We start from the raw sequence: 22,411 nt of genomic DNA, 5'->3' as shown, positions 1-22,411 counted from the left end.
GCAAATAAGTATCTATTTACGGGACACACCACTAGCCTAGGCCCAGAGAGGGACGTGTCCGGTACGCTCGGATTTCGCATGGCCCCGCAAAAAGTGCTATTCTCTAACGGTTGTCACCGCAGGGTGGCCGCGCCCCGATAGCTCAGTGGTAGAGCACTTCCATGGTAAGGAAGGGGTCGCCAGTTCAATCCTGGCTCGGGGCTCTGACTCTCTGGGCTCTTCGGGCCGCATGGCTGAGTAGCTCAGCTGGTTAGAGCGCACGACTCATAATCGTGAGGTCGCGGGATCGAGCCCCGCCTCAGCTACGGAGAGTCACGAAGGAAGCCCCCGGTTCGGCCGGGGGCTTCCTCGTTCGCGGAGCGGCTCTGCCCCAGGCGAGCCTGCCCCGGGCTGCCCAGCACGACCCTGCTGCTCGACAACGGCGCTGCTCCGAGAACCCCTCCGACGCCGCACCCGGCCGAATGCCAGCAGCCCGTCGTATTCTCGAGTGCATGACCGACCCGTATGCCGACGACGCGGAGCGCGCCCATCGACTCAGCCTGCGGTTCGGGCGCATCGTGGACGGCTGGCGCCGGGCGATCCGCCGCCGCCCATGGCTCAACACGGCCTACAAGGTTGCGGTCACCGTGCTGGGCGTGCTCGTCGTGGTCGTCGGGCTGATCCTCGTTCCCCTGCCGGGGCCGGGCTGGCTCATCGTGTTCATCGGCCTCACGATCCTCGGCACGGAGTACCACTGGGCCAGGCGCCTGCTGGCCTGGTTGCGGCGCGTGCTGGCCCGGTTCTGGGAGCGGTGGAACCTGTGGCGCGCGGCGCGCCGCGAGCGCAGAGAACAGCGCGCGGGAGCAGCCCGGCGCGGGCGCGGTGCGCAGCACGAGGCCTAGACGAAACGGCCCGGGCCGAAGCCCGGGCCGTTCGACCGCCGACGCGCCTACTTGACGAGCGGGATGTTGAAGATGAACGGATCGGTCTGCCCGCTCTGATAGGCCTGGGAAACCTTCGTCGCCGCCATGATGTGGAAGATGAACGGCACGATCCACACCGCCATCAGGACGAGCCAGCCGATCAGCGCACCGATGTAGGGGATGAACACGAAGATGAAGAACACGATGTATCCCGCGATGATGGCGCCGATGCGCAGCAGCGAGAAGTTCAGGTTCGCCGCGTGCAGCGCTCGCAGCCGCTGATCGCCCTTCTCCTTGTCGACGAGGAAGAAGATGAGCGCAGGGATCCAGCTGAAGAACACCGATAGCCAGTAGTTCAGCTGCAGGTTGCTGACCGGATTCACCGCGGGCTGGGCATATCCGGCCGGCGGCTGCTGGTAGCCGCCCGGAGGCGGCGCCTGGTACTGGGGCTGCTGCGGAGGCGGAGGCGTCTGGTACTGGGGCTGCTGCGAAGCCGCGCCGGGCTGCGAGGGAGCCGTCGGCGGCGTCGGCGCCGACGGCGGAGCATCACTGGTGGGCTGTCCGCCGGTCTCCTGGCCGTCCTGACCCTCAGGGGGCAACGTGGTCATGTCGGTCTCCATCCTTGAAACTGCCTTCTGCTACGACGTTACCGCAGCTTGCAGGCGCGCGAAAGAAGCAAAGCCCGGCACAGCTCGGAGCGGCCCCGCCGCGGAACAGCCGATCAGAACGCGTCCGGGCTCGGGCCGGAGGTGTGCAGGATCGACACGTCGGCGTGACGGTCGAAGCGGTAGCCGGTGCCCCGCACCGTGCGCACGATATCCTGGTACTGCGCGAGCTTCACGCGCAGGCGGCGGATATGCACGTCGATGGTGCGCTCACTCGGCACCTCCTCGGCGGGAGCATCGGCCCACAGGCCGGAGATGAGCTCTTCGCGGCTGATGGTGCGGCCCTCGCGCAGCACGAGGTACTGCAGCAGCTCGAACTCGCGGAAGGTGAGCGCGGCAGGCACGTTGTCGAGCAGCACCCGCTTGCGCGAGAGGTCGAGGATCACGCCGCTCGCCGCGCGGTCCTCGGCGGCGGCCTCGTGCTGCTTCTGGCGGGCGTGCGCGGCGGGATCGCCGAGCGCGAGGCGCACGACGTCGACATCGCGGCCGCCGGTGCCCTCGGGGGCGAGCGCCACCGCAGCGTACGTCTCGGCAGCGGGCGCGAGCTCGGCGACGAGCTGCTTGATGCGGGTGACGATGGCTCCCAGCTTGGGATCGCCCTCGGCGATCTTGTCGTCGGCGAGGCCGACGTAGAGGGCGAAGCCGCGCACCTCGGTGCCCTCGGGCACGTTTCGTTCGGGGACCGCCTGGGGCGGCAGCTGGGCTGCGAGGTCGGGGCGGGCGGAGCGGAGGGTCTGGGTGATGGTGCTCATGATGATGATGTCCTTCGAGATGCTGTCGTGCGGTGCTCGCAGCCGGGCGGCCGTTCAGATCGGGCCGCGATGCGGATGCGTTGCGCTGATGCGCGGAGGTGTGCGAGCGGGCTGGTGATCAGCCCTGAGACTCGCGCGGATCGCAGAAGTGGAGCCGCAGAGGTCGTTCGGTTCGCGACGGATGGAACGAGATCCGGAATTCGCTCACATGCACATTCGACAGCACATGTCACCTCGACCGGCCATCATCATGCCGGTCTGCCCAAAGTTCACCTCGAAGGCGGACTGGGTGCGAATGGTGTCATGCATAACGGATAGTTAAGCAAAGCATTGCGATCCGTGTCAAGCGCGGGATGCCGGGTTCCCTCGCCTCGCTGGGCCGGGCCGCGCCGGGCCGCGCCGGGCCGGTTCCCTACCCCGCCTCGCGCCGGCCGCTACCCGCGCCGACGCCGAATCGCTGCCCAAACGCCGAATCCCTATCGGAATCGCGTGATTTCGATAGGGATTCGGGCGCAGGACAGCGACTCGGCGGGGGCGGACCGCCAGCGGGCCACCGCGTGATCAGCCGCTCACGGCCCGATACAGCGTGTTGCCGAGCGTCACCACGTCCCACACCGGCAGCCCGGTCGCCGCGCGCACGGCTTCGGTGTAGGGCGGCATGTTCGTGCACTCCATGACGAAGGCTCCGATCGAGTCGTCCGCATCGACCGCGCCGCGCGCGGCGGCGACCATGTCGGCGCGCGCCACGTCGACGTCGAGCACTCCGGAGCGCAGGATGAGCGCCGAGTAGAGCATCTCCGAGTGCTCCAGCCCGACCACCGTGATCCGGTCCATGTCCTCCTCCCGCACGCCGACGCTCTCGAAGTACTCGCGCGTGAGCTTCTCCCCGTTGATGGTGAGCACGCAGATCTTGCGCTCGGGGCTCACGGCCTGCAGCGCGAGCGGGAGCTGCAGCAGGCTCGACGTCGCCACCGGCACCCCCACCGCGGCCGCCAGCTCGCGCTGGAACACCGCGAGGAATCCGCAGCTCGTGAGGATCGCCTTCACGCCGAGACGCTCGAGCTTGCGGGCGCCCTCGATGAATGCCGGGAGCAGGCCCGCAGCACCCTCTTCCACGACGTGCTGCGCGCTCGCGGACTCGACGACCTCGTAGAGGATCGGGAAGTCCCAGGTCTGCGCGTTGCCGATATCCCCCAGGGGGCGGGGGTTGGAGTTGTCGAGTACGAGCACGCCGATGTCGAATCCGTAGAAGTGGCGTCCCCCGTGGAGCACGTTCGTCATGAGCCGGCCTCCTCGCCGAGTGCGCTGGTGAGATCGCGGACGGCGAGTGCCGCCCGCTGGATGCCCTGATCCGAGTGGAAGCCCTCGAACTCCCGCGCCTCGTGCGCGATGCCGAGTTCGGCGAGTCTCTTCGAGAGGGCGCGGTGCGCGAACTGCGCACCGGTGCCGTCTCGGTCCCCGGCGTCGAGGAGCAGATACTCGAGCCGCTCGAGCGAGGCGACACGGTCGCCGACGTTCACGACGGGGTCGAAGGAGAGCCATCGCTGCCAGATCTCCTCGCGGAGCACACCCGTGCGGGTGTCGAACGGCAGGTCAACGTAGAACGGGGCCTCGGGGTTCGGCGAGTAGGCGGCTCCGAGCGCGTGGGCGAGCCAGCTCGACTCGTCGCCCTCCACCGGTCCGGTCGGACCCGAGCGCCCCGTCGACAGGAGGTAGTTGCGCACCGTGCCCCGCGAGGTGAGCTCGAAGTTGCCCGACGCGCACAGCAGTGCCGCGGCAGCCACCCGACCGCTGTTGCGGTGCAGGAACTCCCAGGCGCCGAGGCCGCCCGATGAGTAGCCGATCACGCCCAGGCGGTCGGCCTCCAGCGACGGGAAGCGCTCGAGCAGCGCGGGCACGACCTCCTCCGAGAGGTAGCGCTGGAAGTCGCCGTGCACCGGCGAGTCGATCCACTGGCTGCCGCCGTAGCTCGTCCACCCGTCGGGCACGGCGACGATCGGGAGATCCTCGCCCGCTGCGGCAAGGCCGTCGAGCAGTTCGCCGAACGACGCGCGGGTGCGCCCCGAGCGCAGGTAGGTGGGCCAGGTCCAGGTGTCGGCCCGCTGCGCGTAGCCGTGGAGCAGCAGGACGAGCGATCGAGGAGGCCGCTGCTCGACGTTCGGCGGCAGGTAGACGGCGACCTCGCGTTCAGGGGAGTCCCCGAGGAGGTTTCCCGCGAGCGCGTGGCTGTCGATGCGGAGGCGTTCCCAGTGCGGCATCGTTCTCCCTACAGCCGGGCCAGGCCGACGGGGTAGGCGAAGTCGGCGAGGCGGGGGAACTCCCGCACGAAGGCCTCGCGATCCCGGAGCCACTCCAGGGACGCCGGGTCGTCGCGCAGCGTCCGGTAGAGCGGGGGGATCCTGCGCCCGCTCCATTCCTCGGCCGTGACGTGCTCGAGTTCGGGGAGCGAGGCGTAGTTCGAGTTGGCGACGAAGTCGCCGTCTGCGCGGCGCTTGTAGGAGAAGCCTCCCGCGTCGTGCACGTGCTGGTAGTAGTCGCTCATGCCCCGCCGGCAGAGGTCGGAGAAGACGAAGCGCTCCGTTCCTGCGTTCACGCTGCAGTGATAGAGCGCGCCGGGGATCACGACGACGTCCCCCACGTTCGCGTGCACCGCGACGGCGAAGGTCGTCTCCGGCCCGTCGTGCATGTCCTGCATGATGAACACACCCGATCCGTTGAGCACTTCGTAGGCTTCGGCCGGCGGGAAGCCGTCGGGTTTCGGGGTGTGCACGTGCCCGTGCGTCTTCGGCGACTCCTCCCCCACGGGGAGCGCGCGGATCGACGTGAGGGAGTATCCGAGCTTGCCGCCGCCGAAGGCGTCGTGGTCCCGCTCCTCCCAGACGTCCACGAAGGTGTCGTAGAGGATCGAGTCGTCGCTCTCGTCCGCGGCATCGAACATGTGGGACATCGCCGAGACCTTGCGCTGACCGGACCGGGTGATGTGGACGTCGTCGCCGAAGACGAGCCGTTCCCCGTCGAGCCGCATGTCGATGCCCTCGGTGAGCAGGGGTGCCTCATGAGTCATGAGCTTTGACCATTCCTTCCTGGATGAACTCGGCCGTGCGCGCAGCGTCGTCGGCCGAGAGGTTGTGGGCGATCACGGGCACGTCGCGACCCAGCGCCGCCGTGAGCGCGAAGACGATGCCGAAGTCGATCGGACCGTCGCCGGCGGCGATCTCCTCGCCGTCGCCGATCTCCTTGGCGTGCACGACATCGGTGCGGTCGCCGAGCAGTTCGTACGCCTCCTCGAGCACCTCCGACTGCCGATTCAGGCCGTCCCCTGCGAAGAGGAGATTCGCCGGATCGAGGATGATGCGAACCGCGTCGCTGCCGACCTCGTCGAGCATCTGCAGACCGAGTCGGGCATCCGCGACGACATTCGCGGGCTCGGGTTCGACGCCGAGACGGACGCCGACGCGCTCGGCTGAAGCCGCGAGTTGCTCGAGCGAGCTCCTGGCATCCGCCCAGGCCTCATCGGTCGCGTTGTCGGGGTGGTATCGCCAGGTGCTCTCGACCGATCGGCTGCCGGTGGACAGCGAGACGAAGTCGATCCCCATCGACGGCGCCGCCTCGATGGTGCGCAGCACATCGTCGACGGCGCGACGCCGGTCTGCCGGGTCGGGGTGCGCGATGTTGTAGCTCGCGGAGATTCCGTAGAGCTCCAGATCCCACTTCCCCGAGAGACGGCGCACGAGATCGGCGATCCGATCATCGAAGCCCGCTGGGGAGAGACCGGTGTCGATCGTGGCGAGGTTCAGGTGGACGCCGTCGTATCCGGCGGCCTTCGCCGCGGCGAAGGCGTCGTCCGGATCCGCCACCGCGAAGGTCCGGCTGAAGATGCCGATGCTCACGAGCGCACCTCCAGATCCTCGATCCGCACCGACGCGCCGGTGTCGACCGCCTGTCGAGTCGCGGCGATGTCCATCACCACCGCGAGCCCGTCGTCGACGGTCGAACGCGGCGGCTCCTCCCGGCGCACGGCGCGACCGAAACCGCGCATCTGATTGAGATACATGCTCGCCTCCCCTATGAGATACGGTGTGATGAACCTGTTCGACTCCGTGTCGAAGACCTCCACTCGACTCGGGCGGTGCTCGGCGACCGGCGACATCTCGAGGGTGACGGTGCCGCGGGTGCCGTAGACCATGAGTCCCTCCGACCACGGCGCCGCGGTCTCGTAGGTGAGCTCGAAACGACCGACCCCGCCGTCTCCGAGATCCATGAGCCCCTGCCAGGAGTAGTTCTCACCGCGCTGGCCGCGGATCGCCGACAGCGTCTGCGGCGCCCCAACGACGTACCGGATGTGATCGAACAGGTGGGACGAGTGCGCGTCGAGCGCGTACTTCGGCCTGTCGAGCTTCCAGTCCGGCCGCGCGTAACCGGCGGGACGAATGGTCGGAAGGTAGGCGCCCGCGGAGTTCGAGAAGTCCGAGGACGCGCAGCGCGCCCAGGCGTCGAAGGACTGGACCTCGCCGATGAGCTCCGCGACCGCGTGTCGGGCGAAGGCAACGCCGGCGTCGTAGCGGCGCATATTGCCGATCTGCACGAAGCGATCGGAGGCCCGCACCGCGTCGCGGAGGCGCAGGCACTCCTCCACCGTGGTGCCCATCGGCTTCTCCACGAACACGTCCTTCCCCGCCTCGATCGCCTCGATCGCGAGCGGCACGTGGAGCGGGTCGCCGACCATCAGCATCACCGCGTCGATATCGGGCCGGGCGAACATCTCGCGATAGTCGGTGTAGGTGTCGGGGATGCGGTTGGCGGTCGCCACCTGGTCGAGCACCGAGCGCTCCATGTCGGCTATCGCGACGAGTTCGACCTCCCCGGGCAGGCGCTGGATGGCCGGGATGTGGACGTTCTGTGTGATGGTGCCCGCACCGACTATGCCGATGCGGGCACCGCCGCTGTTACTTGTCATACGAGCCGACTGCTTTCTGCACGTCGGGATCGGAGAGGTTGTCCTTCGTCGCCTTCACGAAGGGCAGGGTCACATCGTCCTGCGAGGGCTTATCACCCGAGAGGTACTCGAATGCCCAGCGCACCGAGAGCGCCCCCATCTCCTCGGACGACTGCGCGATGAGCGCCGAGATGGCGTCGGCCTTCAACGCGGTCATGAGGTCTGCGTCGACGTCGAAGCTGACGAGCTTCACATCCGAGTTCGCCTCGCCGAGGATCGCGACCGAGCGGGATCCGCTGTTGCCGTCGCACGTGACGAGCGCGTCGAGGTCGGGGTTCGAGCGCAGGAAGGGCGGAAGCGCCTGATCGGTCTCGGAGGAGGTGTTCATCAGCTGGTTGCCCACGTACTCGACGTCGGGGTACTCGGCGAGCTTCTTCTCGAAGCCCTCACGGCGCTGATCGTTCACGGTGATGCCGGGGTTGTAGCAGAGCAGGCCGACCTTGCCCTTCTCGCCGATCGCCTCGGCCGCGGCCTCGGCCGCGAGCTCTCCGCCCGCGTAGTTGTCCGAGCTGATGTTGACCAGGCGGCCGGACTTGTCGGCGAGGTCCGTGTCCACCGTCGCGACGGGGATGCCCTCGTCGGTGAACTGCTGGAGCGGGCCGAGCAGAGCCTCATCGTTCACGGGCACGGCGAGGAGGAAGTCGGGCTTGGTGGCGCGCACCGAGTCGAAAACGGGGATCTGCACGGAGGGATCCCACTGGGAGGCCCCCTCGTACTGGAGTTCGACGCCCAGCTTCTTGGCCTCGGCCTCCGCGCCGCGCTGCATGTCGACGTAGAAGGGCTGCGAGACGAGCCCGGTGACGAGGGCGATGCGGAACTCGCCCTTGGCGTCGCCACCGGAGTCGTCACCGCTGCCGGTGTCGCTTCCGCTGCAACCGGCGAGACCGGCGACGAGGGCCGCGATCCCGAGAAGGGACGCGCCGCGAAGGTGCTTCTTATTCATCATTCACTCCATAGCTTCATTGATTGGATGGGAATCGATTGTCGGGTTGATGGATCGGTGGTCGGAGACGGGCGGGGCGAGGACTTCACCCGAATCCGCCCGGGAGGTTGCCAGAACCGCGGGCCGCGGTCGGGGGTGAGGAACCGGCGTCGCCGTCCCCGCCGTCGTCTCGGGCAGGGGGATCTTCGGACTGGCCCCTCCGCAGGCGCTTGACGGAGCCGATGATGCCCGCCGCGCGGTTCCTTCCGCGCTGGATCTGGGTCAGGCGATCCAGGTACACGGCGAGGATGAGCACGCCGCCCACCGCCACGTTCTGCCAGAACGGACTGACTCCGAGGATGATGAAGCCGTTCTTCAGCACGGCCGGGATGAACGCGCCGATGATGGTTCCGAGCATCTTGCCCGCTCCGCCGTAGAGGCTCGTGCCTCCGATGATCACGGCGGCGATCGACTGCAGATTGGCCGTCGTGTGAGAGGTGAGCGAGACCGTTCCGAAACGGGCCACATCGAGCAGCGCGGCGGTGCCGCCGAGGGCGCCCATGAGGATGTACAGCGACATCTCGTGGCGCTTCGTGTTCACACCCGCGCGCCGCAGGGACTCGGCGTTCGAGCCGAACGCGTAGGTGCGAAGCCCGTAGCGGGTGTTCGCGAGGATGAACCAGAAGATCGCGACGACGAGGGCGGTGACGACCACCGGCCACGGCAGTATCCCGAACGCCTTCGTCCCCGCGAAGCCCGCCTGGATGGCGCGCGGCACACCGGTCTGGTTGGTGCCGCCGGTCCACACCTGCGCGAGACCGAGGATGACCGTCAGGGTGCCGAGCGTGACGATGAAGGAGGGGATCTTGAAGTAGGCGATGAGCCAGCCGTTGAGCGTTCCCCAGAGAGCGCCGACGGCGATGGTGATCGGGATCGTGATGATCACGGCGAAGAGCAGGGTGGGATACCCCTCATCTTCGGACCCGGCGAAGAAGCGGAAGCTGTTCGCCGCGACGACGGAGCAGAAGATCACCACCGAGCCGATCGAGAGGTCGAGACCACCGCCGATGACGATGAACATCTGGCCCATCGCGAGGAGCATGATCACCGTCGTGTTCAGGGCCATGTCCGAGAAGTTGCCCCAGCTCAGGAAGCTGCCCGACGGCGTCGTGAGCGCGAAGGCGATCACGAGGATGAGCAGGATGCCCGCGGTGCGGAGCTGGGCGTTCTGAGTGAGCGTCTGCTTGAGGCGCTCACCGCGCGAAAGCGGAACGATGACGACGTTCGTGGTCACTGGATGTCCTTTCCGAGCGGATTGAGCTTGCCGGTCATCGCGTCGACAAGCAGGTCGCTCGTCGCGTCCTTCACGTCGATCGTGAGCACCGTGCGGCCGAGATAGAGCACCGTGACCCGATCCGCGATGCGCATCACGTCGCGCATGTTGTGCGAGATGAGGATCACGGGAAGGTTCTTCTGCTCTTTCGTCCGGTGGATGAGATCCAGCACGGCGTTGGTCTGCACGACTCCGAGCGCTGCGGTCGGCTCGTCCATGATAAGGAGGCGGCTGCCCCACACGGCGGCACGGGCGATGGCGACGGCCTGGCGCTGCCCGCCGGAGAATCCGCCGACAGCGGCGTCGGGTGACGGCAGGCGGACGCCGAGTTCCTCGAGGTTCTGCACGGCGATGCGGCGCATCGCCCGGTCGTCGTACATGCGGAGGAGCTTGCCGAGCAGCCCCCCGCGCATGACCTCGCGACCGAGGCAGATGTTCTTCGCGGCGCTGAGCGTGTCGGCGAGCGCGAGGTCCTGGTACACCGTCTCGATCCCGTACTCCCGCGCGCGTTGCGGGGTTCCGAGCACGACCGGTTCATCGCCGAGCATGAGCGTGCCGGCGTCGGGCACCACCGTGCCGGACAGGATCTTAATGAGAGTGGACTTGCCGGCACCGTTGTCGCCGATGAGCGCGTGCACCTCTCCTTCGCGCAACTCGAAATCGGCGTGCCGGATCGCGTTCACCGACCCGTACGACTTGCGTATGCCGCGGGCTTCCAATACAGCCAATCGTCTCTCCTTTGATCGGAATCGGTCAGTTCGTCTTGGTCTTGGTCTTGATGCCGAGCGGGCGGTCTCCGACGTCCACCGGCCATGTCTCCTGCTCGAAGGCCAGTGGGAGCAGGCAGGCCTCCGCACCTCGCGCCGCGGCCGCGTGCAAGGACTCCTCGAGCGTCGCTCCCCGTGCAGCGGCGGCGATGAATCCGGCGGTGAACGCGTCTCCAGCGCCGATGGAGTCGACGACCCGCACCGGCTCGGGTGCGATCCGGTACTCATCGCCCTCGCTGGTGAGGGCGATGCAGCCGTCCGCACCGAGGGTCGCGATCGCGATGCGCGCCCCGCGCTCGATCGCGCGCGCGGCGAAGCGGCGACCGCGATCCGCGTTGCCCTCGCCCGCCGAGTAGAAGGTGAGGTCTGCTGCGTACTCGCCGAGGTCGTCGTCGAAGAAGGAGTAGTCGTAACTCGTCCGGACCCCGGCGTCGCGAAGCCTCGCGATGGCGGAGGAGCAGTCGACGAGCCCCTTCGCGAAGACGTGCGCGAAGCCGGTGAGCGCGTCGAGGGTGGAGTCCGGCAGTACGACCGGAGTCCCGACGCCCTCGACCTCCGACACCCAGGTGTGGCCGGTCTCATCGGTCTCGAGATAGGCCCGGCAGGTGCGATCCGCGGTGATGATCGCGAGGTCCGTGGCCGATCCACGTGCCCGCATCGAGTCGAGGATCCGTCGCCCGTCCTCGTCATCCCCCACTCGCCCGACGAAAGAGGTGCGCACGCCCGCCAGCTCGAGATTCGCCGCGACGTTCAGCGCGTTGCCGCCGATGGCGGCGAGGCCGACTGCGAGGCTCACGTCGATGCAGGTGTCTCCGACGCAGGCGACGACGAAGTCGTCCCGACCCTCCTGCCCCACATCCACTGGGTACATCTGGTCTCCGATCTGGGTGAGCCTCATCGCTTCTTCGGCACCCGACTCGAGATGGCGGCTGTTGCTTCCATCCGGTTTGTGTGTCAATCTGTGTATAGATTCGCATACGAAAACGCATGCGTCAACTACTTTTCGGAGGCACGGTGACCGAGACCCCATCCCCAGCAGGCGGCCGCATCCTCATCGTCGGCGGCGGCGCGATCGGTCTCTCGATCGCGCATCACCTGCTCGATGCCGGCCACGAAGAGGTCGCGGTGCTCGAGCAGGCGGAGATCGGATCGGGCACCTCGTCCGCGGGCACCGGAGGGATCCGGCAGCAGTTCACCTCGGAGATCAATGTGCGTCTCGTGCGGGATTCGATCCCCGAGTTCCTCACGCTCGGAGAACGCACGGGAATGCCCTTCGAGTTCCGTCAGCACGGCTATCTCTTCCTCGCCGACTCCGAAGAACGGCTCGCCTCGCTCGAGAAGTCCGCGGCGCTCCAGCGCACGCTCGGCGTCGAGTGCGAGATCATCGCCCCCGATCGCATCGCGGACGTGGCGCCGGACGTCGAGCTCGACGGCGTCCTCGGGGGCAGCTACTCCCCTCAGGACGGCTCGGCCATCACCCAGGAGGCGGTGGCCGCGTGGGAAGCGGCGCTCCGAAGGAGCCGGGTGCAGATCCACGAGGGCGTGCGCGTCCTCGACTTCCGCAGAAGCCCGAGCGGCCGGGTGGTCGGGGTCTCGACCTCGGCGGGGTCGTTCGATGCGGACACCGTCATCATCGCCGCAGGGGTCTGGAGTCGCGGACTCGGCCGCATGCTCGGCCTCGACATTCCGGTCTCGCCGCGTTCGCGCCAGGCCTTCGAGATCCTCTCCGAGGACGTCGATCTCGGCACTCCGCTCACGGTCGATCTCGGCACCGGGGCCTACGTGCACCCGAAGAGCAGCAGGCGAGTGCTCATCGGCGGGAACGATCGCGAGGTGCCCGAGTCGCAGCGGCCCGCCCTCGACCCGGAGCGCATCCCCTCCCTGCTCAGCGCGATAGCCCGCCGTTTCCCGAAGTACGCGGGCATCGCCCCTTCGCGGGGCTGGGCCGGTCTCCGCGAGATGACGCCGGACGACCACGCGATCGTCGGTCCGACCGGGGTCGCGGGCGTGTGGGTGGCGACCGGTTTCTCCGGGCACGGCTTCATGCAGGCACCCGCGATCGGCCGCATCCTCTCGGAACTGCTGCTCGAGGGGCGCAGCGACACCGACCTCGGGCCGCTGCGCCCCGAGCGTTTCGCCGAGCAGGTCTCCCTGCACGAGGGCATCCGCTTCTAACCTCCCCGCACCCACAGACAAGGACTCGACATGACAGACGCCCCGCTTCCCGACGCCCCACGGACCGCCGTCCGCACCGGAGCCGACGCACTCGCCGAATCGCTCATCGCAGCCGGAGTCGGCACCGTCTTCGGCGTGCCGGGCGACACCGGCGTGGCCTTCTACGATGCGCTCTACTGGCGCACGGACCGCCTGCGCCACGTGCTCGCCCGCGATGAGCGCCACGCGGTGGCGATGGCCGATGCGTACGGGCGCGTCACCGGGCGCCCCGGCGTCGTCGAGGTGTCCTCGGGTGGCGGTACGACCTACGCCGTCGGCGGCATGGGCGAGGCGTTCGCGTCAGGCGTGCCTCTGGTGCTCATCACCTCCGACATCCACCGCGCGAGCCGCGGCACCGGGGCCCTGACCGAGATCGACCAGGTGAAGCTGTTCTCAGCGGTCACGAAGAAGAGCTACGTCGTCGAAGACGCCGACGACGTCCCCAGGATCGTCGCCGATGCCTTCCACGAGGCGGTCTCGGGCCATCCGGGGCCGGTCGCGATCATCGTGCCGGAGGACGTGCTCGATGAGCACGTCGAGCAGTTCGCAGCGCGCACCCCCGATCCCCGGAGCCCCATCGCTCCGGACCCCCTCCGCATCGCCGAAGCCGTCGAGCTGCTCCAGGGCGCGACCCGCCCCGCCGTCATAGCCGGTTCGGGCGTGCACTCATCCGAGGCCTACGCCGCGCTCGCCTCCGTAGCAGGCAAGATCGGCGCCGGCATCGCGACGACCATCCACGGGCGCGGCGCGATCGAGGACGGACACCCGCTGAGCCTCGGACTCGTCGGCAACAACGGCGGCCAGCCGGGTGCGAACGAGGTGCTCGGCGAGGCCGATGTCGCACTGCTCGTCGGAACCCGAGCCAACGCCACCGACACGAACGGATTCACCACCCCCGCCCGGGGTGCGTGCAGGATCATCAGGATCGACGTCGACCCCGCGCGGGCAGCCGCGAACTATCCCGACGCGCTGCAGATCGTCGGCGACGCGAAGCGAGCGCTCGAGGGCATCGACCGGGCGCTGAAACCCATCGGAGCGGAGCAGAACCGAATCCGGCTTGCACGAGTCGAGGCCGCCCGCGAGGATCGCTTCGACCCCCGCACCCCTCCCGGAGGCGCGGGCGTCCGAGACGGAGAGCTCATCCCCTCCGACGTCGTCGAACTCGTCGCATCGCTGCTCCCCGAGGGCACTCCGATCGTGGCGGATCCCGGCACCCCGACTCCGAACGTGGCGAACTACTGGCCCGTCGCAGCGCCGGGCCGTCGGGTCATCATTCCGCGCGGGCACGGACCCATGGGCTACGCGATCCCGGCGGCGATCGGCCTCGCCTTCTCCGTGCCGGGCTCGCCCATCGTGTCGGTCACCGCCGACGGCAGCTTCGCGATGTCCTGCGGAGAGCTCGAGACCGCCGCCCGCTTCGAACTGCCGGTGCTGTTCATCCAGTTCACCAACCACAGTTTCGGCTGGATCAAGATGCTCCAGCACCTCTACTACGAGGGACGGTACTTCGGGGTGGATCCCGGCACCATCGATCCCGTTCCCATCGCGGAGGCCTCGGGGATGCGAGGCGTCAGAGTCCACTCCCTCGCCGAGCTCGAGCGGGTGGTGAGGGAGTTCGCGGCGGATCCGGCACCGACTTACGTGGACGTCATCGTCCCGCATATGATCGAGCACACGCCTCCGGTACCGGCGTGGGTGAAGGCCATCGACGGGGATAGCACGCGCCCGATCTACTGATCTCGGACTAGGACGAGTTCGGTGAATCGTGTACGCAGCGCATAGGGTGCTGCTATTCGTCTCAACTGACGAGGGAGGAGACGTTCTTGCACATGGAGGATTCAGACCGTAGCGGGGGCACGAGAGCCGACGAGGTGCATCGCATCCTCCGCTACGAGATCACCCACGGCATCCTCAAGGCGGGGAACGCCCTGATCGAGGATGAGATAGCCACGCGCCTCGGAGTCTCGCGCACCCCGGTGCGGGACAGCATGCAGCGACTGAACGCCGAGGGTCTCATCGAGTCGAGGCGACGACGCTGGGTGGTGAAGGATCACACCCCGGAGGAACTGGTGGAGATCTATCAGGTCCGCGCGGCTCTGGAGAGCTACGGGGCCCGGCTCGCAGCCGTCGAGGCGACCCCGGAGGAGCGACGAGTCATCCTCGAACTCGGTGAGCAGGATCAGACCGACCCGCGGACCCGCGCCACGATCAACGAGCAGTTCCACGCGCAGATCCTGCGCAGCGCGCACAACCGGCGGCTCGAGAGCGCCCTGAATCAGCACATGCTCGTGCACTTCGACGCTCAGGTCGCGATGCTCTACAGCTCCGCCGATCTCGAACGCTCCGCAGCCCAGCACGCCGCGCTCGGCAAGGCCATCGCGTCGGGAGACGTCGAGCTGGCGGGCAAGCTGGCCCGGGAGCACGTCGAGTACTCGCTCGGCCTGCTGATCGAGAAGACGGTACCCGCCGCGCCTCGCCTCCAGCTGCGCGGTTGAGCGTGTGAGCACCTACTGCGGCTGCAGCCCGAGGTCGTCGAGGCCGATGGCGTAGCGGTACTCGTAGCCCTCGGCCTCGATGCGCTCCTTCGCCGGCGCCTGACGGTCCACCACCACGGCCACCGCCGCGATCTCGGCGCCCACCTTCTTGAGCGCCTCGATCGCCTTGAGCGGCGAGCCGCCCGTGGTCGACGTGTCCTCGACCACGACGACGCGCTTGCCCTCGAGATCGGGCCCCTCGACCTGGCGGCCGCGGCCGTGGTCCTTCGGCTCCTTGCGCACCACGAACGAGTCGTAGACCCTGTCGCGCGCTACGCCCTGGTGCATGATCGCCGAGGCGATCGGGTCTGCCCCCATGGTGAGCCCGCCGACCGCGACCACGCCGTCGAGGTCGTCGATGAGGTCGAGCATCACCTGCCCGATGAGCGGAGCGGCGCGGTGGTCGAGGCTCAGCTTGCGCAGGTCGATGTAGTACGTCGCCTTCTTGCCGCTGGTCAGGGTGAAGTCGCCGTGGAAGACGGCCTCGCTCGTGATGAGGTCGATGAGGGCGGTTCGAGCGTCGGTCATGATGTCGATCCTACCGGCGGCGGCGCTGGGCCCGCGCCTGCCCGGGCTGCGCTGGGACCGGCGCGCGGGAGTACCGTGGAGACCATGGAAGCAGTGCAGGCGGATCGGATCGAGGCGCTCGCCGTCCTCTTCGGGAACGGACCCGTCGCGGTGCTCACGGGAGCGGGGATCAGCACCGACTCCGGCATCCCCGACTACCGCGGCGCGGGCACCCCGCCGCGCACGCCCATGAACATCTCGCAGTTCATGCACGACGAGGCCTACCGCCGACGCTTCTGGGCGGGCGCGAGGATCGGCTTCCTGCGCTCGACGGGAGTGGCGCCGAATGCGGGCCACCGGGCCCTCGCCGCGCTGGAGGAGGCCTCCCGCATCGAGGGCGTGATTACGCAGAACGTCGACGACCTCCACCGGCGGAGCGGATCCCGCACCGTCGTCGAGCTGCACGGCAACGGGAGCGTGATCCGCTGCGTCACCTGCGGCCACCGCTGGAGTCGCGAGGAGGTGCTCGACCGCTTCGACGACCTCAACCCCGGGTTCGCGGCGCGCAACGCTAACGCGGAGATCGCGCCGGACGGCGACGCGCGGGTGCGCTCGACCGGCGGCGTGACCGTGCCGGCCTGCCCCGTCTGCGGGGGCATCCTCCGGCCCGACGTCGTCTACTTCGGCGAGACGGTGCCTCCAGCGGTCTTCGAGGCCGGCGAGTCGCTCGTGCGCGAGGCGAGCGCGCTGCTGCTCACCGGTACCTCGCTCGCCGTCAACACGGGCATGCGGCTCGTGCACCGCGCGGAGCGGATCGGCATCCCGCTCGCGGTGATCAACCGCGGGCCCACCGCGGTCGACGCCCGCGGCTCAGTTCGCCTGCGCATCGAGGGCGGCGCCACCGAGACGCTCACCGCGCTCGTCGAAGCGCTCGGGTGAGTCCCGGGGCGCCGCCGCCGGCGAGCGGGATCCCGCTACTGCACGCTGTCGAGAAAGTTGCGCGTGCGCTGGCGCTGCGGAGCGTCGAGCACATCCGCGGGCGGACCCGCTTCGACCACCACGCCGCCGTCCATGAAGACGACCTGGTCCGCGACGCCCCGGGCGAAGCCGATCTCGTGCGTGACCACGATCATCGTCATGCCGTCACGGGCGAGCTCGCGCATCACGTCGAGCACGTCGCCGACGAGCTCGGGATCGAGCGCCGACGTGGGCTCGTCGAAGAGCATCAGCTTGGGGTCCATCGCGAGTGCGCGCGCGATGGCGACGCGCTGCTGCTGGCCGCCCGACAGCTGCGCCGGGTAGTGCTTGGCGAAGTCGGCGAGCCCGACGCGATCGAGCAACTCGAGCGCCCGCGCCCGCGCCGCCGCCCGGCCGCGCCGCGCGACCCCCACGGGGGCCTCCATGATGTTCTCGAGCGCCGTCATGTGCGGGAACAGGTTGAAGCGCTGGAACACCATGCCGATGTCCTGCCGCTGCCGCGCGATCTGCCGCGGCGTCATCTCGTGCGTCTTCTGGCCGGCCTGCCGGTACCCGATGAGCTCGCCGTCGACGATGATGCGACCGCCGTCGATGGTCTCGAGATGGTTGACGCAGCGCAGCAGCGTCGACTTGCCCGAGCCGGAGGGGCCGAGCAGCACGGTCACGGATCCGGCGGGCACCTCGAGCGAGATGTCACGCAGCACCTGGTGGGCGCCGAAGCTCTTGCGTACCCGGCGGATCTGGACGAGCGCCTCGCTCTGCGGCGGCACCGCCACCGCGGTCTCGGTCGCGGTCATACTCCTATCACCTCCACGGCGTTGGTCGGCGGTGCGGGCTGCTGGCCCGGTCTGCGCAGTTCGAGCGCTGTGCGCAGCCGCTTGAACGGCGTGGGCGGCAGATTGCGCGAACTGCCCCGGCCGAAGCGGCGCTCGAGGTAATACTGCGGCACCGACAGCACGCTCGTCATGAAGAGGTACCAGAGGCTCACCACGATGAGCAGCTCGACCTGCTTGAGGTTGGAGGACGAGATCACCTGCGCCTGCGTGTACAGCTCCATCACGGCGATCACCGAGAGCAGCGACGTGTTCTTCAGCATCGAGATGAGCTCGTTGCCCATCGGCGGGATGATCACCCGCATCGCTTGCGGCAGCAGCACCCGCCGGAAGGTGTAGAGCGGCGACATGCCCAGCGAGTAGGCGGCCTCGCGCTGGCCCTCGTCGACCGAGATCATGCCGGCGCGCACGATCTCCGAGGAGTATGCGGCCTGGTTGAGAGTGAGCGCGAGCAAGCCCGCGATGAAGGGGGTGACGAGCGTATTGGTGTCGATCGACCAGAACACCACGTCGGTGAGGGGGATACCAAGCCGGATCTGGTCGAACAGCAGCCCGAGGTACCCCCAGAGCACGATCTGCACGAGAACCGGGGTGCCCCGGAAGGCCCACACGTAGAACCAGGCCACGCTCATGAGCACGGGATTCGGGGAGAGCCGCATCGCCGCGATGACGACAGCGAGCAGCGTCGACACCACCATCGAGATGACGGTGATGAGGATCGTGAGCCACACGCCCTCGAGGATGCGCGCGTCGAAGAGGAACTCGCCCACCGCGCCGAAGTCGAGGTTCGGGTTGGTGGCGACGGCGACCACGAACCACACGACGAAGGCGAGCACCACCGCGGCGCTGATGTAGCGCCAAGGGCGTCGGAGCGGGATCGCCTCGACATCGTCGTCCGCGGACGACGCGGGGGCACTCACGAGCGCCGCCCCGCTTCCTGCGCCGCTCACGAGGCCGACGTCCCCTGGTTCACCTCGGCCGATTCGACCGCGTAGGCGCCGATGCTGTTGCGCTCGAGCACGGCCTGGTAGCTGCCCTCGTCGATGAGCGCCTGGAGCGCGGCCCGGATCGCCTCGATGAGCTCCGTCTCCTCCTTGAGTATCCCGATGCCGCTGTAGACGGGCTCGAAGCCGGCGGGATTCTCCGGATCGCGCACGATCTCGAAGGCGTTGCCGTCCTCGGTCGTGGCGACCACGTACTCGGTGACGACGGCATCGGCGACGTAGGCCTGGCTCTTGCCGGCCCGCAGCGCGGTCTGGGCGTCGAGATCCGATGGAAGCTCCATCACGTTCACGCCGCAGTCCATCGCGCGCAGCAAGTCGCCCTGCACGGTGGCCTTCTGCACCGACACTGTCAGGCCGCAGAGATCACGCTGCGACTCGACGCCGGCCTCGTTGCCCTTCTTGACCGCGATAGCGAAGCCACCGTAGGTGTAGTTGACGAAGCTCAGGGTCGCCTGCCGCTCGGGCGTATCGTTCATGCCGCTCATGATGATGTCGTTCTTGCCGGCCTGCAGCGACGGGATGACCGAGTCGAATGCCTGCTTGTTGAGCGATACGTCGATGCCGAGCTTCTGGCCGAGCAGACGCCCGAGCTCGGGGTCGAAGCCGATCTCGCGGTTGGCGTCGTCGTACATCGCCATTGGGGGATAGGGGATGTCGACCGCGATGTCGATCCGGCCCTTCTCCACGATGTCCCCGGGCAGCAGCTTGGTGAGCTCGGGGTCGACGGCGGTGCCCACCTCGTCCCCGGTCGGCAGGTTCGCCCCGCCGGTCTCGCCGCCCGAGCCGGTCTCGCCGCTCCCGCCCGAGCATCCGGTGAGCAAGAGGGCGAGTGCGGCGGCGGACGCCAGCAGAGTGAGCGGTGTCTTCTTCATGGTGCTCCTTCGTCGTTGGAGGATGTGGCGGGGGCGGTGAGGCCGGATCAGCCGGCGGCCTCGATCGCCGGGAGGTGCGTCGCGAGCAGGTCGTCGTAGGTCTCGCGCCGGGTCACGAGCCGTGCCTCGCCGTCCCTCACGAACACGATCGCGGGCTTGAGCGCCCCGTTGTAGTTGTTCGAGAGCGTGTAGGCGTAGGCCCCCGTCGCCGGCATGACGACGAGGTCGCCGACCCGCGCCTCGGGCATCGGGGCGCCGTCGATGAACAGGTCGCCCGACTCGCACTGCCGCCCGACCAGCTGCACGCTCTCGGTCCAGGGCTCGTCGATGCGGTCGGCGAGCAGCGCCTCGTAGCGCTGGTCGGTGAGCGCGATGTCCATCTGATCGGCGAGGCCGCCGTCGACCGCCACGAAGACGTCGCCCGTGCGCTTCACAGAGACCACCCGGTAGAGGGTCACGCCGGCCCGCGCCACGACCGATCGACCGGGCTCGATCACGAGCTTGGCGTCGGCGGGCAGGTGCGCGCGGGCCGCGGCGACGATCGCGTCGAGGTACTCCTCCACCGACGGGGCCGCCTCGGCGTAGGTGTACTGAACGCCCAGCCCGCCGCCCACGTCGTAGACCGGGAAGGTGCCGACGGACGAGATGTTCTCGACCGCCTGCGCGAACTGGTGCGTGTTCAGGATCTGGGAGCCGATGTGCAGGTGCACGCCCTCGAACTCCATGAGCGGGTGGGCCCGCATGCGCTCGATCGCGCGCTTCGCCTGCTCGACGGGCAGCCCGAACTTCGACCTCTCGCCGCCCGTGGCCTGCGACGCGTGCGTCTCGGCCTCGACGCCGGGGATGACGCGCAGCAGCAGCCTCTGGGGCCGCTCGAGCATGCGCTCGAGGCGGTCGAGCTCGTCCTCGTTGTCGACGATGATGGTGCCGATCCCGGCGTCGAGGGCCATGCGCAGCTCGGCGTCGGTCTTCGCGTTGCCGTGGAAGTGCAGGCGGTCGGGATCGACCCCCGCGGCGAGCGCGAGCCTGAGCTCTCCGCCGCCCGCGATGTCGACCGAGAGCCCCTCCTCCTGCGCGACGCGGTACATGCCGACCGCGGGCAGCGACTTGGAGGCGAACAGCACCTCGGAGTTCGGCCAGCGCTCGCGCAGCCCCTCGACGAAGCGGCGGATCTGCCGCCGCAGCCCCGCCTCGTCCATGACGTGCAGCGGGGTGCCGTACCGCTCGGCGAGGGCGCTGACGCCGACGCCGCCGATGGCGAGCTCGCCGCCGGTCGGGCCCTTCACGCGGGATGACTCCTCGGGCAGGAAGTCCCACATCTCGCCGAGCCTGGTGCCCTCCGGAGCGGGTTGTCCGAACGTCTGATCGTGAGCCAAAGCGGTCCTCCATCCTCAATCGGTGCGTCACCACCATATGCGCCTTCGAGCGCGCGTGCCTTGTGGTTCTCGTATATCTTTGAGAGATGGATCGAGTGTTTTCTCCAAGTTTGGATGACATCGGCCTGCCACTCGACGAACTGCTCGAAGAGCTCGGCCCGCAGACGGCGACCCGGCTCGGACCGCCCTCCTCGACCGTCGTCCGGGCAACGGAGTTCCACGAGGCGCTCGAGGAGCTCCCTGAGCAGCCGGGCACTCTTCTGCTCGCGCCCTCCGCGGTGCACGCTCCGGACGCCGGACTCGCGCGGCTCGCCGAGCGGGCGGCGGCCCTCGACTACGCGGGGATCGCCGTGAAGTGCCGCGAACGCGATGCCGAGCGCCTCGCCGCGCTCTCCGCGGACACCGGAACCCCGTTCCTCCGCGTGGGCGAGCGGGTGAGCTGGCACCTCTTCGACGCGATGCTCGCGCAGCTGCTCGGCGAGCAGCGCCACAGCGAGGACACGCACCGCGACCGCGGCGCCGAGCCGCTCTTCGCGCTCGCCAACGAACTCGCGGAGTTCTTCGGTGGATCGGTCGCGATCGAGGACCTGGGGCGCAGGATCATCGCCTACTCCTCCGTGCCCGGCCAGGTGATCGATCGGCTCCGCACGCAGGGCATCCTCACGCGGCGCGTTCCGGACTCTCCCTTCAACGACGACCAGTACCGCACCGTGCTGCGCTCGAGGACCCCCGTCAAATACCCCCGCCTCGACGACGAGGAGCCCCGCGTGGCGTTCGCGATCCACGCGGGCACGCTCCCGCTGGGCAGCATCTGGGCCATCGACGCCTCGGGCACCGGGCCGCTCACGCCGGAGCAGGACGCGCGGATGCGCGCCGCAGCAGCACTCGCGGCCTCGTCCATGCTCGACGACCTGCGCGTGCGGCGGGCCACGCAGCAGCCGCGCGAGGATCGTTTGCGCACGATGCTCGACGGGCACGACATCGTCGGTTCGGAGTTCGCCGAGCTCGGCCTCTCGGAGGAGCGCGGAGCCGCGCTCCTCGCGTTCGCGTTCGAGCACGACGGCCGGTCTCCAGTGCTGGCGCAACTGCGGTCGACGGTGCACCGCCACCTCGCGCTGCACCGCCCCGAGACCGTCACCGCGGTGCGCAGCGGGCTTGTCTATGCGCTCGTCGAGCAGCAAACCGCGCGGTCGGCGACCGAGCTCGTCGAGCCGCTGCTGCCGGTCGTCGACCGGCTCGTCGGGCCGGGCGTGCGCGTGGCGCTGCCGGGCGTCGCCCGTCATCCGGTCGACGTCGCACCGCTGCGGGCGCTCTCCGAGCGCCTCTTCGACATCACGAGCGCCGACACCGGGCGGGCCGCAGGGGCGGACCGATTGTTCACCGTCGAGGCGCTCCGCCCAGCGCTCGTGTTCGAACGGGCGGCCGCACTCTTCGCCGACGAGCCCGTGCTGCGTTCGCCCGCCCTCGCCCGGATGGCGCACGAGGATGTCGCCGTGGCCGAGACGCTGGCCGCCTGGTGCGGTTGCTTCGGCAACGTGGCGCGCACCGCGCGCCGGCTCGGCGTCCATGAGAACACCGTGCGGTACCGCCTGAGGCGCGCGGAGGAGCACTACGGCGTCTCGCTGCTCGATGCCGACAGCCTGCTCGTCGCCTGGCTGCAGCTGCGCAGCGGAGAGCGGCGCACATCCCTCGGATCGGGATCGTCGCCCGGCGCAGAACCTCGGGTTCGGTCCGAGTCTCGATCCTGACCCGAGCG

General features: G+C 68.9%; 22 protein-coding genes and 2 tRNA genes. 8 read left to right on the top strand and 16 right to left on the bottom strand.

The annotated features are described in order from the left end of the window. Positions 1-131: 131 nt before the first annotated feature. The 3 genes from D1J51_RS12860 (at position 132) to D1J51_RS12850 (ending at position 881) form a co-directional block, all read left to right on the top strand. Positions 132-203 (top strand) — tRNA-Thr (locus D1J51_RS12860). Between the two features lie 28 nt (positions 204-231). After that, positions 232-305, top strand: a tRNA-Met gene (locus D1J51_RS12855). Between the two features lie 186 nt (positions 306-491). After that, positions 492-881, top strand: a complete 390-nt coding sequence (locus D1J51_RS12850; RefSeq protein ID WP_240423232.1) for a TIGR02611 family protein — start codon at positions 492-494, stop codon at positions 879-881. Positions 882-928: 47 nt separating this feature from the next. On the opposite strand, the gene D1J51_RS12845 is transcribed toward D1J51_RS12850, so the two are convergent. From D1J51_RS12845 to D1J51_RS12795, 11 genes are all read right to left on the bottom strand, one after another. Next, positions 929-1,510 (bottom strand): DUF4870 domain-containing protein, encoded by a 582-nt coding sequence (locus D1J51_RS12845; RefSeq protein WP_119075785.1) that lies wholly within the window; start codon positions 1,508-1,510, stop codon positions 929-931. A gap of 113 nt (positions 1,511-1,623) precedes the next feature. Beyond that, a complete protein-coding gene (locus D1J51_RS12840) occupies positions 1,624-2,319 on the bottom strand; it encodes a winged helix-turn-helix domain-containing protein (RefSeq protein WP_119075784.1) in 696 nt (231 codons plus the stop codon). Between the two features lie 561 nt (positions 2,320-2,880). After that, entirely contained in the window at positions 2,881-3,600 is a 720-nt protein-coding gene (locus D1J51_RS12835; protein WP_119075782.1) for an aspartate/glutamate racemase family protein, read from the bottom strand. Further along, entirely contained in the window at positions 3,597-4,577 is a 981-nt protein-coding gene (locus D1J51_RS12830) for an alpha/beta hydrolase (RefSeq protein ID WP_162903824.1), read from the bottom strand. The genes D1J51_RS12835 and D1J51_RS12830 overlap by 4 nt, the downstream gene beginning before the upstream one ends. An 8-nt stretch (positions 4,578-4,585) precedes the next feature. After that, the gene (locus tag D1J51_RS12825) at positions 4,586-5,383 is read right to left on the bottom strand and encodes a glucose-6-phosphate isomerase family protein (protein ID WP_119075779.1); all 798 of its coding nucleotides are present in this window, start codon (positions 5,381-5,383) and stop codon (positions 4,586-4,588) included. After that, on the bottom strand, positions 5,373-6,209 hold the full coding sequence (locus D1J51_RS12820) for a sugar phosphate isomerase/epimerase family protein (RefSeq protein WP_162903823.1): 837 nt from the start codon (positions 6,207-6,209) through the stop codon (positions 5,373-5,375). The genes D1J51_RS12825 and D1J51_RS12820 overlap by 11 nt, the downstream gene beginning before the upstream one ends. Beyond that, positions 6,206-7,276: a Gfo/Idh/MocA family protein gene (locus tag D1J51_RS12815; RefSeq protein WP_119075777.1), complete on the bottom strand. Its 1,071-nt coding sequence runs from the start codon at positions 7,274-7,276 to the stop codon at positions 6,206-6,208. Before D1J51_RS12815 ends, D1J51_RS12820 begins: the two co-directional genes overlap by 4 nt. Beyond that, positions 7,266-8,258, bottom strand: coding sequence for a substrate-binding domain-containing protein (locus tag D1J51_RS12810; protein ID WP_162903822.1), 993 nt, complete (start codon positions 8,256-8,258; stop codon positions 7,266-7,268). Before D1J51_RS12810 ends, D1J51_RS12815 begins: the two co-directional genes overlap by 11 nt. Before the next feature lie 85 nt (positions 8,259-8,343). Continuing rightward, positions 8,344-9,531 (bottom strand): ABC transporter permease, encoded by a 1,188-nt coding sequence (locus D1J51_RS12805; RefSeq protein ID WP_119075774.1) that lies wholly within the window; start codon positions 9,529-9,531, stop codon positions 8,344-8,346. Continuing rightward, positions 9,528-10,298, bottom strand: a complete 771-nt coding sequence (locus D1J51_RS12800; RefSeq protein ID WP_119075772.1) for an ATP-binding cassette domain-containing protein — start codon at positions 10,296-10,298, stop codon at positions 9,528-9,530. The genes D1J51_RS12805 and D1J51_RS12800 overlap by 4 nt, the downstream gene beginning before the upstream one ends. A gap of 25 nt (positions 10,299-10,323) precedes the next feature. Continuing rightward, positions 10,324-11,235, bottom strand: coding sequence for a PfkB family carbohydrate kinase (locus D1J51_RS12795; protein ID WP_162903821.1), 912 nt, complete (start codon positions 11,233-11,235; stop codon positions 10,324-10,326). Positions 11,236-11,351: 116 nt separating this feature from the next. On the opposite strand from D1J51_RS12795, the gene D1J51_RS12790 reads away from it, so the two are divergent. From D1J51_RS12790 to D1J51_RS12780, 3 genes are all read left to right on the top strand, one after another. Then, positions 11,352-12,512, top strand: coding sequence for an NAD(P)/FAD-dependent oxidoreductase (locus tag D1J51_RS12790; protein WP_162903820.1), 1,161 nt, complete (start codon positions 11,352-11,354; stop codon positions 12,510-12,512). 30 nt (positions 12,513-12,542) lie between these two features. Then, complete coding sequence (locus D1J51_RS12785) at positions 12,543-14,288, top strand: thiamine pyrophosphate-binding protein (RefSeq protein ID WP_119075769.1); 1,746 nt, start codon at positions 12,543-12,545, stop codon at positions 14,286-14,288. 92 nt (positions 14,289-14,380) lie between these two features. Continuing rightward, the gene (locus tag D1J51_RS12780; RefSeq protein ID WP_119075767.1) at positions 14,381-15,046 is read left to right on the top strand and encodes a GntR family transcriptional regulator; all 666 of its coding nucleotides are present in this window, start codon (positions 14,381-14,383) and stop codon (positions 15,044-15,046) included. 12 nt (positions 15,047-15,058) lie between these two features. Here D1J51_RS12780 and pyrE read toward each other — a convergent pair whose 3' ends face one another. After that, a complete protein-coding gene (gene pyrE, locus D1J51_RS12775) occupies positions 15,059-15,613 on the bottom strand; it encodes an orotate phosphoribosyltransferase (RefSeq protein WP_119075766.1) in 555 nt (184 codons plus the stop codon). A gap of 84 nt (positions 15,614-15,697) precedes the next feature. Between pyrE and D1J51_RS12770 the strand changes: the two genes are divergently transcribed. Beyond that, positions 15,698-16,531 (top strand): Sir2 family NAD-dependent protein deacetylase, encoded by an 834-nt coding sequence (locus D1J51_RS12770; protein ID WP_119075764.1) that lies wholly within the window; start codon positions 15,698-15,700, stop codon positions 16,529-16,531. 35 nt (positions 16,532-16,566) lie between these two features. Here D1J51_RS12770 and D1J51_RS12765 read toward each other — a convergent pair whose 3' ends face one another. The 4 genes from D1J51_RS12765 to lysA are packed head-to-tail and all read right to left on the bottom strand — an operon-like array spanning position 16,567 to position 20,598. Beyond that, positions 16,567-17,367: an amino acid ABC transporter ATP-binding protein gene (locus tag D1J51_RS12765; RefSeq protein ID WP_119075762.1), complete on the bottom strand. Its 801-nt coding sequence runs from the start codon at positions 17,365-17,367 to the stop codon at positions 16,567-16,569. Beyond that, on the bottom strand, positions 17,364-18,323 hold the full coding sequence (locus D1J51_RS12760; protein WP_162903819.1) for an amino acid ABC transporter permease: 960 nt from the start codon (positions 18,321-18,323) through the stop codon (positions 17,364-17,366). Before D1J51_RS12760 ends, D1J51_RS12765 begins: the two co-directional genes overlap by 4 nt. A 26-nt stretch (positions 18,324-18,349) precedes the next feature. After that, complete coding sequence (locus D1J51_RS12755) at positions 18,350-19,279, bottom strand: transporter substrate-binding domain-containing protein (protein ID WP_119075759.1); 930 nt, start codon at positions 19,277-19,279, stop codon at positions 18,350-18,352. Positions 19,280-19,326: 47 nt separating this feature from the next. Further along, the gene (gene lysA, locus D1J51_RS12750) at positions 19,327-20,598 is read right to left on the bottom strand and encodes a diaminopimelate decarboxylase (protein WP_119075805.1); all 1,272 of its coding nucleotides are present in this window, start codon (positions 20,596-20,598) and stop codon (positions 19,327-19,329) included. 167 nt (positions 20,599-20,765) lie between these two features. On the opposite strand from lysA, the gene D1J51_RS12745 reads away from it, so the two are divergent. Then, a complete protein-coding gene (locus tag D1J51_RS12745) occupies positions 20,766-22,403 on the top strand; it encodes a PucR family transcriptional regulator (protein ID WP_240423228.1) in 1,638 nt (545 codons plus the stop codon). Positions 22,404-22,411: the final 8 nt, after the last annotated feature.

Origin of the sequence: Leucobacter sp. wl10, from assembly GCF_003569785.1 — a bacterium.
In the GTDB taxonomy this organism is placed as follows: Bacteria; Actinomycetota; Actinomycetes; order Actinomycetales; family Microbacteriaceae; genus Leucobacter.
The sequence above is the reverse complement of the archived record's forward strand: the minus strand, read 5'-3'. Positions and strand labels throughout refer to the sequence as shown.